We start from the raw sequence: 14,818 nt of genomic DNA on the forward strand, positions 1-14,818 counted from the left end.
GCACCTACATAAAACTCAGGGACATTACGCTGTCCTATAGCCTGCCAGGCCTGGTAGCAAATAAAGTCAATGCACAAGCGATTTCTTTCAGGGTTCAGCTAAACAATCTTTTGCTATGGACAGCCAATGAGGAAGGTATGGATCCGGAATTTACAGGCTTCACCCGTAATGCCCAAGGCACAGTTAGTCTGGGTGCTCATATTAATTTTTAATGATTAATCACTTGACGGATATGAAAATTTTTAAAAAATATATTTTAGTTACAACGCTCTTCATGGCCATGTTGCCTGTGATTTCCTGTAAAAAGGAATTTCTGGAGGTTATACCTAAAGGCCAAACGATCGCCATAACTACTGCGGACTATGAAAAGATCCTGAATGCCAATTTCCTTGCGACCAGTTTTAACGCCAGTGTGTACAGGGGGGATGAGGTGGCTGGATTACAGCCCTATTTTAATTCCTTGAGCGGACTTATCAATCGCAGGATGCAGCGTCTTTTCCGATATGAGGACCGGGTTTATGATGCAGATCAGCTTCCAGACGAAATCACAGACGAAAATAATTACATCCGTAAGCTTTATCTTTTTAATAAGGTAATCAACGAAGTAATGGATTCGCAGGGAGGAACAGAAGTGCAAAAACTTGCATTAATGGCAGAAGCGAAAGCGGGCAGGGCAATCTGCAACTTTATGTTTCTGTCGGATTTCACAAAACCCTATAATGCAACTACTGCTGCTACAGATCCAGGTATTCCTAACCTGACCATTGCTGACGTCACGCAGAAGGATTTCAAACGGGAAACGTTACAGCAAGGGTATGATTTAGTGCTAAAGGATTTAACAGATGCTTTACCTGATTTAGGAGTGATCACGCACCGGCGTAAAATTTCGAAGTTGGTGGCCGAATTCTATCTGGCAAGGGTATATATGGCTATGAACAATTATCCGGAAGCGAAATCGCATATAGATGCAGCTTTTATGGAAATTCCTGCTGCAGTGATACCGATGGAATTATACGATTATTCCGTTGTCTTGAACCCTGAAGATCAGGAGGCACCAGGTTCATGGTTCCCTGACGGTGGTTTTGGGTTAGATAATGAACCGCTTGCTGCGGATAATACCGAAATTATTTATAACATCACCGCAGGCTGGTTCCAATTTCAAGCTGTTGATGTATTTGTTTTCAGTCCTGAAACTGCCAATTTATATGATCCAATGGACAGGCGCCTGAGTTTATATACTCCTTTTGAAATTTTCTCAAGTGTGAGTCATCCTAATGGGATGAGACGCAGGACCTCTGGTTTTTTTACTGGCATAGATGTCGGCCCTTCGTTACCTGACATGTATCTGATGCGTGCGGAATGTAAGGCCCGTGCCGGTGAATTAACAAGTGCTGTTGCTGATTTGGAAATCTTGCGCGAAAAAAGAATTTCAGGACCAGCAGCTGCTGTACCATCTGCTGCTGCTGCAAGTCAACAGTCCATGGTGCGTTTTATTTTAGATGAGCGTATTCGTGAATTTGCCATTACAGGCTTGCGCTGGTTGGATATGCGTCGTCTTTCCCAGGATCCCCTGTATAATGATCATGTTAATTATACACACAGGATTTATGGTGCGAATGGACAGGAAGTGTCTACCTACCCGCTCAAGCAAGAGCGTTTTGCCTTAAAATTTGGCGAACGTATGCTTAACGAAAGTAACGGTTTGGAAGATAACCCATAGCAAATTGTATTTTTTAACCCTGGAGTGCTGCAATTGAATTGCAGCGCTCTATTTCAAATTTTATTATGAAAATAATCTTATTATTATCCTTAGCTATGTTTTCGTTAACAAGCTATGTCCATGCACAGTCGAACGTTGCACCTGAAAAAAGTATTTCCCTTGGTGGTTTGCAGATAGGTACAAAAGCGCCCGACCTGCAAGCGAAAGAATGGCTCTCAGAAAAACCAGATACCAAAGGCAAATTTGTCGCCCTGGACTTTTGGGGCACAAGTTGTAAACCTTGTATTTCCGGATTTGCACATGTAAATGAACTTCATCGTAAACATAAAGATCAGATTGCTTTCATTGCTGCGACTACTGATGAAGCTCCGGAAGAGACTTACGCATTTAATAGTCCGGTAATTGAATTTTCGAGCATGATGCAAAAGCCCAAAGTCTGGAAAGATTTTAATATTCAAGGTATTCCGCATATGATCATCATTGACCCCAAAGGCATTGTCCGGTTTTCATGAAACGGACATGACGTTACAGATGAGATGTTGAGTGAGATGATTGCTAAATACGGTAAATAATGGTTGATTTTTCAAAAGACATAAAATGAGGTATATTTTATTAAATGTCCTGTTGTTTCTTTCTTTTCTCGCCAAAGCACAGGAGTTAGAATTTTCAGGTAAGCTGGACGGATTACAAGAAAATACGAAAGTGATTTTGACTGACCTAAGGTCATTGAAATCCAACTCAACCGAAAAGAGGTTTCACGATACAGCAGTGGTGAGTGATGGGATGTTCAAATTTAAGGCGAAGCTTCCAGGTGCCGGGTTGTATTTGCTTCGTGTTGCGCTGATCGGGCAAAATCCTGAGCATCGTAAGTTTTATCTGGACGGTGGAAAAGTACAGCTTGACGGACAACGGGGAGCCTTGAATAAGGCGATCCTCACCAGTGATGCTCCTTATATGAGAGACTACATTCGGTTTACGGAGGTCATGGATGCTCCGGAGGTCTTCGCACGAAAAAAGGCCCTTACGGATACTTCAATGATGAAGATGGCCGAAACAGGCTCTTACGATGGCTTTTTCAATACCCCGGGATTAATGGACAAATTGATGAAAGTAGAGAAAGAGGCAAGGGATAAATCCACGGAAATCGCTGCGAAATGGATTGCAGACCATCCTGGTTCCGACATTAACGCTTACGTAATACAAACTTATCTGGGCAATGACATGGACGATAAGGCTGTGAAGCAGGCAATTTTAAAACTTTCACCAGGAGCCCGCAGGTCAGTTCCTGGGAAAATATTATTGAACATACAAAAATGAAGAAACTAATTATAATGACAGCTGCCATGTTGTTTGCTGTAACGTTACGCGCACAAAACAGTTATATCATTAAAGGGAAAATACCTTTTGCACACAAAGCTGCCCGTGCGGTGATGTCGTATCCACCAGACGATAAAGGTGGCGCATACAATGCGGACACTGTAAACATTACCAATGGAAAATTTGAGTTTAAAGGGGCTATCGGCAGGCCGCAGTTGGCAGAGTTGAATTTAATCTTTCCTAAGCCCGCAGGTGAGACGGGGCGCAGGAAGGAATCCGATGAAGGTGGTGGAATGAAGAATGTCGCTTTGTTTTATCTGGATGGTAATGTTGATGTGTCTTTTGATACTGCGGGAACCGCTACAATGACTGGCGGTGGTAAAGAGCAGTTGGGGTGGAAGGATTATGAGCAGATGATTCTAACCAGGAACAAGGCTTTGAATGGCGCTACGGCTACGATGGAATTTTATGAAGAGTTGATTGCCGATTACGTCAAAGCTCATCCTGATCTATACGTTAGTGTTGACTTGATGGATCTGTTTACGCAAAGTGCGATACAGCCGAAACTTGTGGAGCCGATGTACAATTCGCTGAGCAAAAGAATGCAAAACTCAGAGAAGGTTTTAGCCTGGAAGCCAAAATTAGATCAGGCAAAATTAGCGGTGTCCGGCAACCTAAGGGCACCAGATTTTGTGCTCAACGATACCGAAGGCAAAGCCATATCACTTGCGTCATACAGGGGTGGTTATGTGCTGGTAGATTTTTGGGCGAGCTGGTGCGTGCCATGTCGCGCAGAAAACCCCAATGTTTTGGCGGCTTACGAAAAATACAAAGACAAAAACTTTCAGGTGCTGGGCGTATCATTAGATGAAAAGAAAGCGCTTTGGTTAAAGGCTATTGCCGAAGATCAGCTGCCCTGGAAGCAGGTGTGTGATTTTAAGGCTTCCAAAAGTGAAGTGACGCAATTGTATAACATCTCATCCATTCCGGCCAACGTACTTGTTGATCCAAACGGTAAGATTGTCGGAAAGGACTTAAGAGGCAAGGATTTGCATGACAGACTTGCCGAGTTGATCAGATAAAACAGAACTATAAACAACTTATTGCTATGAAAAAAATAATCTTATTCCTGCTGATTTCGAGTTCAGCATGGGCTCAACAGGTGATGCCTAAAACATACAACTACAATGATTTTAACCTTATTGTTAAGGTCGAGGATAAGGAGAAATACTACAATCAAATGCTTCAGGAAAATCCTGAACAGCAATCTAAACCTGCTCAGTATGAAGATTACCGTGCATCTCTGGCGGTAGGTTGGCTGGCAAAGGCAAACCTGGACCGATATAAATACTATACTAAGGAAAATCCCGAATTCTCGTTCATCCATTTGGTTGACTTCGTATATGCATTGGAGTATCTGGTAGAAGACAGCAAGCACCTGAAGTTAGTTGAACAAGTTTCAAGCGAATATCTGGATATGCTGGACAAGGCTAAAACAAATGATGAGCTGATCAGGGACAGAATGCAGGTTTTGTTAGAAGTCAATGCAATGGCGAATGCCAAATTGGGTAATGTGGAGCTTGCGATGAAAAACATAACGCGATCTTCAACCATTACAGGAATGAGAGAGGGTAAATATTTCAAGGATTCCAAGTCCAACTATCTGAATCGGTATGGAATAGTCCTTGCTGCCGCAGGTCAGGACAAGAAGGCTTTAGAGTTACTTACTGAGGCCGTCAGAAATGCGGATTCCAATCCTAAACTGGTCGCAACCCTGGGCGCAATTTACAAAAAAGTGACTCGCAGTGAAGAAGGCCTGGATAAGCTTGTCAAATCGTTGCAGGATGAGGCTTATCAAAAGTGTTATAAAGAGGTTGAAAAACTGTATATCTCTGACAGTAAGATACCTTTTCAGGGATCTATACCTGACCCGAATGCAGATGGTGAAGGCAAAATGCTCACTATTTTGACTGCTAAGCAGCATACTGGAGCTATATCCCTCCCAGACATGAACGGCAAAACCGTAAACTTTGCCGACTATAAAGGTAAGATATTGGTAATTGACTTCTGGACGACGGGATGTACTCCTTGCGTTGCCGCGTTTGCCGGCTTTGAAAAAGTGGTCGCAGATTATAAAAAGGATCCTTTCCAACTTTTTGTGATCAACCTGTTTGAAGAGCAGCAGACCGTAAAGAGTTTCATTGCTAAAAAAGGGATCACGCTGGACGTTTTGCAGGACCAGCCTAATGAAGCTTATGACATTCAGGCAACCCCCACGAAAATTGTTTTTGATCAGATGGGCAACATCAGATTTTACGGTGCAGGTTATGCGGGTTCCACAGACAGAGAATATTACAAGTTAAAAGCTATGGTTGAGATCATAAAAGCCCATCATATATAATGAAGAAGACTATATTCTTATGCTGTATCGCTGTGCTGTTTACTGCCAGTGCTTACAGTCAAATATTAGAACCCGTAACATGGAGTTATTCGGTAAAAAAAACGAGTGTTTCAACAGCTAATGTTTTTATCAAAGCTACTATTGATAAAGGCTGGCATTTGTATTCGCAGGTTGCGAGAGCAGGTGGGCCAACTCCGACAGTATTTAGTTTTCGATCTTCAAAAGTTTTCGATCTGGTAGGTAAAACCATTGAACCGAAGCCAATTACGATGTTTGAGCCAGTATTCTTTATGGAGATAGGTTATTTTGAAAACACGGCGATCTTCCAGCAGAAGGTAAAACTAAAAGGTAAAAATGTGACAGTTAATGTAAAAGTGGAGTATATGGCCTGTAATGATAAAATGTGTCTTCCACCCACAGAAAGAGAATTCAGTATCAGAATAAAATGAGAAAAATAATAATAACCTTACCGGTATTCTGCCTGTATCTAACGGGAGCTCAAGCACAAGACCAAACGTTTAAAGTTGTGAGTAAGTTGAATGGAGCGCACAACAATTCTATGAGCGATGTGCAGGCTACCGGATCAATAGCAAACCTGCACTGGCTGCTGGATCCAGATGGACTAGTGCTGGAAAGAAATCTTAGAGGAGAGGACCTGAATGAACAGATAGAGCGGCTGATGCCATCTAAATAAGAGGATAAAGGAATGAAAAATTTAAAGCTAAGTTTACTTGGTTGGCTTTGCCTTGTCTCTTCATCTGGTTACAGCCAGACCAAACCAGCCGCTAAACATATTGAAAAAATGATTGCAGGTTGCATTGAGAAGGCAATGGCGACCAGTGTGTACATCATCGAGTGGGACACGTTAGCACATAAGGTGCAGGACGGTGTAGATGAAGCCAATGGGTTTACAGGCGTCGTTGTATCTGCTGAAGGGCATATCCTGACGGCATCTCATGCAGCAATGCCCAATCAGGTTTACCAAATTTCTTTTCCGGATGGCAACAAACACATTGCTGTTGGTGTAGGTCGAATAGGTATTCAGGATAAAAACACGGATTACGATATGGCAATGGTTAAAATCCTGAAACCTGGAAGCTGGCCGTTTGCTGAGATGGCAGCCAGTACCGAATTACAGTTGAATCAGCCTGTGGTCAGCATTTCTTATCCGGGGGCCTTCTTCAAACGGACACCCAATGTGCGTTTTGGGCGAATATCCGACATAGATTTAACTGACGGATTCATTGAATCATCGGCAAAAATGGAGCCGGGTGATTCGGGAGGACCTTTATTTGATGTACTTGGTCGTGTGGTTGGCGTGCACAGCTGGATAAAGGAAGCAGAAGATCAGAATTACGATGTTCCTGCCGATCACTTTTTAAAATACTGGACGGCGCTCAACCAGGCTAAAGATTACACCGTATTTCCAGCTGCTGATGAAGTTCCCGCTGTGGCGTTTCCAATATCGATGGAAACTGTTCCATCGCTGGAAGAGGTTGCAGGAGTATCATCGCTATATAAAGAGAGTGCAGTGGTGCTGAACAGTACCCGTGGTATGCAGTCGCTGTCTATCCGGGGTACTTTGGTGGATTTCGGCGGTACTGTATACGTCGTCAGCAAGAGCTCCATGGTCGCAAATCATGCTGTGCTAAAATTGAATAAACATACAGTTCCTGTTCAGGTGCTGAAAAGAGACCGGGCAAATGACCTGGTTTTGTTAAAAGTTACAGCCAAATTGAGAGGTGGCATCACGTTAAAATCTACTACTGAAAATCCAGCTCTCCAGCAGAAGGACATTGGGACGATTCTGGTGTCAGTGTTATCGAAAGATTCAACCAAAGTTGGGGTATTGAGCGCGACCTATATTGATATGCCTTTAAATGCAAGCAAGGGATATTTCGGAGCCAGCGCTGTTGATCAGGAGGGGAAAATAACGCTTAGCGGGATTGGCAAGGGGACTGAAGCAGCTTCACTTTTTAAGGTGGGCGATCAGGTGATTAAAATCAATGGCGTTGAGGTAAGGACAGCGGCTGAATATAACCATGAGTTTGAGAAATATATAGCAAGTGATTCTATTTCTGCAGACATCATTAGAGATGGGAGGCCGATGCAATTGATACTGACTCTTGAAGCACAACCTACGGTCAGACATGTTTCATTTGACTATGCCGGAGGACGAAGCGCACGATCTGACGGCTTTAAAAATGTACTTGTTCAGGATGCTGCAGTCCGGACAGATGAATGCGGAGGTCCTGTATTTGACAGCGCAGGCAATTTTTATGGGATTAACATCGCCAGACGCAGCAGGACGGCGACTATTGTCACGCCTGTAGCCACGCTTGTTAAATTTATTAAGGATTCTATATAAATAGGTCCTTCTAAAAAAAAGGTATTAAAACCAATATTAAATGAAAAAAATAATTTTAGCCATTTTGATGCTTAGTTCATTAAGCGTCCTGGCACAAAGACAAGGAGAGACCGCCAACCCAAAGTTGGATGCGTTAAAAAATGAAAAGAACCAGGCGGTTCTTCAACAGAAGATAAAAAGTCTGAAAAGCGGGACAGCAGAAGACCTGAATTTGTTAATTCAGTACTATGATAAAGATGCAGTGAAAAAGGATGCAGTAGCCAAGATTCTGCTTAAAAAATATCCGCAAAGTCAGAATGCAAGAATGCAGAGGATGATATCATTTCTTAAAGTGCAAGGGGTTCCGGAAATGGAAGTATTGCTAGGGTCTATGGTCAAGGCGTATCCGAATGTAAACCTGGATATGGAGAAAAGTCTATTGTCCAGTGCGTATGCGGAAGTTCCTGATGCAGCTAAAGTCCTGAAGTTTACCAATTCAATGAAAGATCCTGTATTTAAGGTGAGGGCGCTGGCTATGGCGATTGACCTTATGGCAGCGATTGACAATGCTGCAGCCCTGGAGCTTGCGGCCAGCAAATTGGATGAGGCAAAGAAATTAAAGGGCAAGACTGCTTTAATAGAACCATTGAAGGTGGATCCCAAAGCTGCTTATGACGATTACATCAATATTTATGGTAAGTTGCTTTTTAAGGCTGGTAAAAATGAGGAGGCTTATGAATACACTACAGAAGCTTATAACAATATCGAAGATAAAGATGGGGAGCTTGTAGAAAATTATGCTTTCTTGTCCAGCTTAAATGGTAAGTACGAAGAAGCTTTACCCATTCTTGCAAATGCAGTAAAAGAGGGCAAGTTCGAACAGAAATATATTGATCAGGTAAAAATTGGTTATGAAAAAATGAATCCTGGTAAGGATGTCGACGCCTACGTTGCCGAGTTGCAAAGTGTCTTTATTGAGAAGATCAAAACACATGCTTCAACATTATTGATAAACGAAGCTGCCCCAGGTTTTACCGTGACTGATGTGGAGGGCAAAACAGTTTCTCTGGCGGATTTCAAGGGGAAGACGTTGGTGTTGGATTTCTGGGCTACATGGTGTGGCCCATGTGTAGAGTCGTTCCCTGCCATGCAAATGGCGGTGAATAGATATGCGAATAATCCTGACGTTAAGTTTCTTTTTATCCATACTTGGGAAAATGTTAAAGATCCGTTGTCTGACGCCAAAAATTTCCTCAGCAAACGCAATTATAAGTTCGATTTGTATATGGATCCTGTAGATCCGGCAACTAAACGAAGTCCAGCGGCGGATGCCTTTAAAATAGATGGAATACCTGCTAAATTTATCATCGATGGTAATGGCAGGATTCGTTTTAAGGTGTCAGGTTTTTCGGGTAAAAACGAGGCTGCTGCTGAAGAGGTGGTGCAGATGGTAGAAATGGCTAGGAAAGGCGCATAACGGATTTGCCGGCGGCAAGTAGATAGATTTTCATGACCATGATCATTGTTCTCCAGTTTAAACCTGGGTTTATTTGAAGAAGGAGTTATGGATATTAAACAAATTGTTACGGATCTGACCAGGATGGAGCATGGATTCAAGCAAATTATGCTTGCTGGAGATGAGGTTTTAGGTACTGCTGGATTGGATCATTACCTGATAGCAACTGGTTTGTTAACTGAAGAAGGTTACCAGGCAAGAATGCTGGGAACGTATATGTTAGGTTTGTTGGCTCCAACTGCCAGGCGAGCACTTACTACACTTAGGGAAACAGTGGTTTTGGATGTAAACTGGAGGGTTCATGAAATGCTGGCCAAGGCATTTGATTACTATTGTGCGGGAATCGGCTACCAGGATGCTATAATTGATATAGAGTCCTGGCTATCCGATCCTGATCCTAAGTTAAACAGGGCTGTGATTGAGGGCCTCCGGATTTGGACCGGAAGGCCATATTTCAAGGATCATCCGGAAGTTGCAGTAGCCATGATCAGCGTTCATCGTGCAGCTGGGAGTGAGTATCTCCGCAAGTCTGTAGGCAATGCGCTACGTGACATCCGGAAAAAACATCCTGATCTGGTTGAGCAGGAGGTCGCAGGTTGGAATATTTCGGATCAAAAGGTTGCCTTTACCGCCAGCTTGACCAGGAAAAGATAAACATGCTGATCAGTCGCATTGCAGGATGTTCACGTGGTACTCATGTGATGATATAAGGCTATTTCCTACTCTTTTCGTGAAAAGACTTTCCGGTTTGTTATGCTATTGTATTGCAAAACAAATGCAAGCATAGCGTGTTAAATCATATATCAACGACGCGATGAGGGCATTACGAATAAAAACATATTGAGCAAAGCGTCAGCATAAGTGTTCATGTATCAGCCTAATATAAATCATTATGTCACATAAAAAATCCAACCGAAAAAAGTCCGTGACGAAGAAACCTGATACAGGTGCTTCGCTGGCCGCCAGAAGCTCGAGTGTATCCTTTACAGCAGTGATTGAGCTGGCTAATGAAGTCCTTTCAAACAATGGGGCTGCTACAGCCGGTGTCTAAAAGCCAATACCCGAAATAATCGTACATTCAGTAGACTTTATCCTCTAATATTATAACTATAAACTTATGCCTGAATTACCAGACCTTGAAGTATTTGCAGCTAACCTGGAAAAGCGTTTCAAGAATAAAACGCTGGAGAAATTAGATGTGCAGGTTTCCAAGAAGCTGAATGTTCCCGAAAAGGAATTGAAGGATGCACTTGAAGGACATGAGCTCAAGCAGGTGCTTAGGGAAGGGAAGACCCTGCAGCTTCATTTTGGTGGAGGGAATGTACTCGGTTTACACCTGATGTTACATGGGGAGCTTAGCTTGATTGAAAAGGATGATGATGTGAAGTTCAAAATCATTGAATTTCAATTTAGAGGTGATAACAGATTTGCGCTTACGGATTTTCAAAAGCAGGCTACACCTACATTAAACCCTGAAGTTTCCGAGGTGCCTGATGCGTTGTCTGAAGAATTTTCTTTTGCGTATTTTCAGGACTTGCTCTCCAGGAAAAAAATAAAAATCAAACAGTTGCTGATGGATCAAAAACTCGTTCGCGGTATTGGCAATACTTATGCCGATGAGATACTGTGGCATGCGAAGATCTCCCCGTTTTCAGTATCCAAGGCCATACCAACTAAAGAAGTCAAGGAGTTATATCATTCAATTGGGAAAGTGCTGCGCGATGAAATCATTGCACTGACAAAAGCCATTTCCGATAGTTTCAATGCAGAAGTAAAGGACTTCCTTGTGATTCATAATCCATCACTGAAGAAAAGCCCGAACGGCTATGAAATCCTGATAGACAAAAACGGTGCGAGGAAAACTTACTATACTGAAGAACAATCCCTTTTTGAATGATCTTCTCGACTAAAAAAGCGTTCATAATATCGTAAGGTGCACTCTTTTACCAATTATTTTATGATTCGGTGGAAGATTCGGCACAATCCTAGCTATTACGATATTTATGTACGAAAACTTACCCTTTTTGCAAGGTGGAGGTCAGCTGGGGGCGCTGATGCTCAATACAGACTGGTCAACTACAACCGTAGGAAGTCCCGACTGCTGGCCGGAAAGCCTCCGGTCTGCAGTGGCAATCAGTCTTAATTCAGGTTTTCCGATCGCCATTTATTGGGGATACGACTTCACCTTATTATATAATGATGCCTGGAGCGCTATTCCAGGCCAGAAACACCCCTGGGCATTGGGTAAGCCAGGAGCGCAGGTTTGGCCTGAACTCTGGGAGGGACTGCAGCCAGAATTTGAAAGTGTATTACAGGATGGGCAGTCTTACCGTCGCCCGGATGCTCCACTATACATGCATCGTTTTGGCTACACAGAGGAATGTTATTTCGATTATACCTTGTCGCCGATAGTTGCTGCAGATGGAAGTGTAGGTGGGGTATTCAATGCTGTTATCGAAACCAGCTACAAGGTGATTAATGACCGTAGGAATAGCGTTAGAAATGCCTTCCTCGCACAGGCACATACCTCCGCCACTATAGAAAGTGCTTGCGAAAAGATAAAGGTGATTTTCGATCAGTCGTTGATGGACATCCCAGGTTATGGATTGTTCATCCAGGATGGGCAAGATTCAACAGCTATTAAAGCCATACTTTCCGGAGGTCTGACTGAGACTCAGCTGCTGGAAATTAGCAAGCTTATTGAAGATAAAGCCAGTTTGGAAGTCCAGACAGGCAATCGCCTGGACAATCTGGCGACAAACATGGTCAATCCTATAGTCAGTTATTGGCCGGAACCTGTAGAGGAGGCTTTTATTACTCCGATTAGTGCAGGAGAGGCGAGTATCAAGGGATATCTGGTGTTACTTGCCTCTGCCCGTAAACGAATTGATGAGGATTACCTCACCTTTTTCACAGCAATAGCCGCCAATACGGGAACAGTGTTAAATAATGCAGCGTCGGCGGAACTAAGTGTAGCCTATCAAAATGAATTGCAGCGTAATGCTCAGCTTGCCAGTGAGTTGACATATAACGAAGAACGTTTGCGCAAGATGGTAATGGCCGCCTACTTTCCCTTGATGATTCTCGAAGGAGAGGACTTTCTGGTCAGCATTGCCAATAAACCGCTTGCTGAGCTTTGGAACAAATCGTTAAATGAGGTTACCGGAAGGTTATTGCTGGACATCCTGCCAGAATTGAAAGATCAGGCTTTTCCTGAATTGTTACGTTCTGTATATAGCAGTGGTCTCCCGAACCGCCAGGATGAAGTGGAAGTTTATTTCCTTACTCCGGAGGGCAGGGAACTGAAGTACGTTAGCTACAGTTACGACCCATTATTTGATCCTAATGGGCGTGTAAATGCCATTGTAGTTAGTGCAAATGACATTACTGCTGTCGTGAAAACCCGTCAGTTGCTTGAAGAGAGCCATGAGGAGCAGCAGGCATTGAATGAAGAAGTTACCGCCTCGAATGAAGAACTGATCGCTTCTAACGAAGAGCTTGCGGCGGCGAATGAAGAGTTGGCGGCTGCAAATGAAGAGCTCGCCGTCACCAATGAAGAACTGAGTGAAACTCAGGAACAACTTCATCATACATTAGGTAAACTTGGCTTGAGTGAGCAGCGCTTCAGAAACCTCATTCGGGAGGCAACAATAGGAATCATTTTGTTAAGTGGACCTGAATTGACGGTACAGATTGTCAACAAAGCTTATGGCGATCTGATCGGCCGAAATACCGATGAGCTGCTTGGAAAGTCTCTTTTCGATATCATTCCTGAGGCAGCGGGAGCTTTTCGTAAAGTTATTGAGCCGGTAATGACAACCGGTCGTCCAGTGTCACTTTACGATCAGTATTATTTCGTTAACAAAGATGATACGAGAATAGAAGGCTATTTAAACCTTACCTATCAACCATATCGTGAGACGGATGGAGAGGTAACCGGAGTGCTGGTGTTGTGCCAGGATGTAACGGCGCAGGTTAGGGACCAGCAGCTTCTGGAAGCAGGAGAGAGGCGTTTTCAATTTATGCTCAATTCTATACCGCAACAGGTTTGGACAGCTTTGCCGGATGGGAAGTTGAATTATGTGAACCAGGTGGTGGCAGCTGACTTTGGAAGGTCGGCGGAGGAAATTATTGGCCAGGGATGGGAGGCCTTTGTTCATCCTGATGATTTGCCTGCGAGTATACTGGGCTGGCAGGAAGCACTGGAGAGCGGTAAAGAATATCTTGCAGAATTCCGCCTTAGGTTTGCCGATGGGGCGTATCTCTGGCACCTCACCCGAGCCGTACCTTTTGTGGAAGACGGTAACATTACGGTCTGGCTGGGTACCAACACCAACATCGAACTGCAAAAGCAAAATGAACAACGTAAGGATGAGTTTCTGTCTATAGCAAGTCACGAGCTCAAGACACCACTTACGGGGATCAAGGCGTTCAATCAACTGATGAAGCGTCATGATCCCTCAAGGATTGGGGTGTATGTGGAGAAATCCGGTGAGAACATACAGCGCCTGGAGAAGCTGATCAACGACCTGCTGGATGTAACCAAAATTAATGCCGGTAAATTGACTTATGACCTCAAACCGTTCGACTTTTCAGGTATGCTGGCCGACAGTGTGGAAAGCGTGCAGCTGACCTCCTCAACACACCAGATTATATTGGAAAAGCCAGATCAGCTGGAGTACAATGGCGACCGCCTAAGGCTGGAGCAGGTGGTGACCAATTTCCTGACCAATGCGGTGAAATATTCTCCGGATGCAAACCAGGTGCAGATCAACTGCTGGGTAGAAGAGGGCGGCGTTTTTGTGTCGGTAAGGGATTTTGGGATCGGTATCCAGGACCAGCACATACAGCGCCTGTTCGACCGCTATTACAGGATCGACAATACTTCCATGCGTTTTGAGGGACTGGGGCTTGGACTGTTCATTTCTGCAGAAATTCTGAAACGACATATGGGGACATTCTGGATTGAAAGTGAACCCGGAGAGGGCTCAACGTTTTATTTCCGGTTGCCGCTTGTGCAAAATGAACCTGTTGAAGTGATCAAAAAATCAGCACAATATTATAGCGATACACACATTACGATATCGAAAAGTACCACTGGCGATTGGCTTGAGGTCGATTGGACCGGCTTTCAGAATGTGGATTCAGTGAAGTCCGGTGGAATGCGCATGCTCGAACTGGTTAAAACTACCGGAGCGCATAAAATATTGAACGACAATACAAATGTAGTGGGCAGCTGGTCCGAAGCGTCCGACTGGGCGGGAGAGGTCTGGTTTCCAATGATGGAGCAGGCGGGGTTGAAGTACTTTGCCTGGGTGCATTCGCCAAGTGTTTTCAGTAAGTTGTCGGCCGAAAAGTCTGTAGATGTAAAACAAGGAGATACTGAGGTACGTTTCTTTTCAGATGCAAAAGTTGCAAGGGATTGGCTGGAACATCTTGCGGACTAAACAGTTGATGTGTTCAAGCTTAAATGCGCACCATTTGCTACGCTGTAACCAGGAACCAGCGAGATGAGTA

14 protein-coding genes are annotated in these 14,818 nt (G+C 43.8%); all 14 read left to right on the forward strand.

What is annotated here, in order from left to right; genetic code table 11:
• Positions 1 to 212: hypothetical protein (locus PBAL39_RS10725; RefSeq protein WP_008241237.1), on the forward strand; the 212-nt coding region annotated here is incomplete at its 5' end.
• Between the two features lie 20 nt (positions 213 to 232).
• A complete protein-coding gene (locus PBAL39_RS10730) occupies positions 233 to 1,720 on the forward strand; it encodes a RagB/SusD family nutrient uptake outer membrane protein (RefSeq protein ID WP_198139812.1) in 1,488 nt (495 codons plus the stop codon).
• Between the two features lie 65 nt (positions 1,721 to 1,785).
• On the forward strand, positions 1,786 to 2,232 hold the full coding sequence (locus PBAL39_RS10735) for a TlpA disulfide reductase family protein (RefSeq protein WP_083801735.1): 447 nt from the start codon (positions 1,786 to 1,788) through the stop codon (positions 2,230 to 2,232).
• Between the two features lie 85 nt (positions 2,233 to 2,317).
• Complete coding sequence (locus tag PBAL39_RS10740) at positions 2,318 to 3,037, forward strand: DUF4369 domain-containing protein (RefSeq protein WP_008241243.1); 720 nt, start codon at positions 2,318 to 2,320, stop codon at positions 3,035 to 3,037.
• Complete coding sequence (locus tag PBAL39_RS24640; protein ID WP_083801736.1) at positions 3,034 to 4,119, forward strand: TlpA disulfide reductase family protein; 1,086 nt, start codon at positions 3,034 to 3,036, stop codon at positions 4,117 to 4,119. The genes PBAL39_RS10740 and PBAL39_RS24640 overlap by 4 nt, the downstream gene beginning before the upstream one ends.
• Before the next feature lie 26 nt (positions 4,120 to 4,145).
• A complete protein-coding gene (locus PBAL39_RS10750; RefSeq protein WP_008241246.1) occupies positions 4,146 to 5,438 on the forward strand; it encodes a TlpA disulfide reductase family protein in 1,293 nt (430 codons plus the stop codon).
• A complete protein-coding gene (locus PBAL39_RS10755; RefSeq protein ID WP_008241248.1) occupies positions 5,438 to 5,887 on the forward strand; it encodes a protein-disulfide reductase DsbD domain-containing protein in 450 nt (149 codons plus the stop codon). The genes PBAL39_RS10750 and PBAL39_RS10755 overlap by 1 nt, the downstream gene beginning before the upstream one ends.
• Before the next feature lie 77 nt (positions 5,888 to 5,964).
• Positions 5,965 to 6,132, forward strand: a complete 168-nt coding sequence (locus PBAL39_RS10760; RefSeq protein WP_157273995.1) for a hypothetical protein — start codon at positions 5,965 to 5,967, stop codon at positions 6,130 to 6,132.
• A gap of 12 nt (positions 6,133 to 6,144) precedes the next feature.
• Positions 6,145 to 7,806 (forward strand): trypsin-like peptidase domain-containing protein, encoded by a 1,662-nt coding sequence (locus PBAL39_RS10765; RefSeq protein ID WP_008241252.1) that lies wholly within the window; start codon positions 6,145 to 6,147, stop codon positions 7,804 to 7,806.
• A 40-nt stretch (positions 7,807 to 7,846) separates the two neighbouring features.
• Positions 7,847 to 9,262, forward strand: a complete 1,416-nt coding sequence (locus PBAL39_RS24645; RefSeq protein WP_008241254.1) for a TlpA disulfide reductase family protein — start codon at positions 7,847 to 7,849, stop codon at positions 9,260 to 9,262.
• Positions 9,263 to 9,349: 87 nt separating this feature from the next.
• Entirely contained in the window at positions 9,350 to 9,955 is a 606-nt protein-coding gene (locus tag PBAL39_RS10775; protein WP_039866459.1) for a DNA alkylation repair protein, read from the forward strand.
• A 238-nt stretch (positions 9,956 to 10,193) separates the two neighbouring features.
• Positions 10,194 to 10,352, forward strand: coding sequence for a hypothetical protein (locus PBAL39_RS25340; RefSeq protein ID WP_008241257.1), 159 nt, complete (start codon positions 10,194 to 10,196; stop codon positions 10,350 to 10,352).
• 66 nt (positions 10,353 to 10,418) lie between these two features.
• Positions 10,419 to 11,198, forward strand: a complete 780-nt coding sequence (locus PBAL39_RS10780; RefSeq protein WP_008241259.1) for a DNA-formamidopyrimidine glycosylase family protein — start codon at positions 10,419 to 10,421, stop codon at positions 11,196 to 11,198.
• Between the two features lie 106 nt (positions 11,199 to 11,304).
• A complete protein-coding gene (locus PBAL39_RS24650; protein WP_008241261.1) occupies positions 11,305 to 14,748 on the forward strand; it encodes a PAS domain-containing protein in 3,444 nt (1,147 codons plus the stop codon).
• The last annotated feature ends 70 nt before the right edge of the window (positions 14,749 to 14,818 follow it).

The organism is Pedobacter sp. BAL39, assembly GCF_000170795.1.
Taxonomy (GTDB): Bacteria; Bacteroidota; Bacteroidia; order Sphingobacteriales; family Sphingobacteriaceae; genus Pedobacter.

Coding starts and splice junctions, on each gene's coding strand:
- PBAL39_RS10735 (WP_083801735.1), top strand. CDS start 1,786: ATGAAAATAATCTTATTATTATCCTTAGCTATGTTTTCGTTAACAAGC.
- PBAL39_RS10750 (WP_008241246.1), top strand. CDS start 4,146: ATGAAAAAAATAATCTTATTCCTGCTGATTTCGAGTTCAGCATGGGCT.
- PBAL39_RS24645 (WP_008241254.1), top strand. CDS start 7,847: ATGAAAAAAATAATTTTAGCCATTTTGATGCTTAGTTCATTAAGCGTC.
- PBAL39_RS24640 (WP_083801736.1), top strand. CDS start 3,034: ATGAAGAAACTAATTATAATGACAGCTGCCATGTTGTTTGCTGTAACG.
- PBAL39_RS10740 (WP_008241243.1), top strand. CDS start 2,318: ATGAGGTATATTTTATTAAATGTCCTGTTGTTTCTTTCTTTTCTCGCC.
- PBAL39_RS10755 (WP_008241248.1), top strand. CDS start 5,438: ATGAAGAAGACTATATTCTTATGCTGTATCGCTGTGCTGTTTACTGCC.
- PBAL39_RS25340 (WP_008241257.1), top strand. CDS start 10,194: ATGTCACATAAAAAATCCAACCGAAAAAAGTCCGTGACGAAGAAACCT.
- PBAL39_RS10765 (WP_008241252.1), top strand. CDS start 6,145: ATGAAAAATTTAAAGCTAAGTTTACTTGGTTGGCTTTGCCTTGTCTCT.
- PBAL39_RS10730 (WP_198139812.1), top strand. CDS start 233: ATGAAAATTTTTAAAAAATATATTTTAGTTACAACGCTCTTCATGGCC.
- PBAL39_RS10780 (WP_008241259.1), top strand. CDS start 10,419: ATGCCTGAATTACCAGACCTTGAAGTATTTGCAGCTAACCTGGAAAAG.
- PBAL39_RS24650 (WP_008241261.1), top strand. CDS start 11,305: ATGTACGAAAACTTACCCTTTTTGCAAGGTGGAGGTCAGCTGGGGGCG.
- PBAL39_RS10775 (WP_039866459.1), top strand. CDS start 9,350: ATGGATATTAAACAAATTGTTACGGATCTGACCAGGATGGAGCATGGA.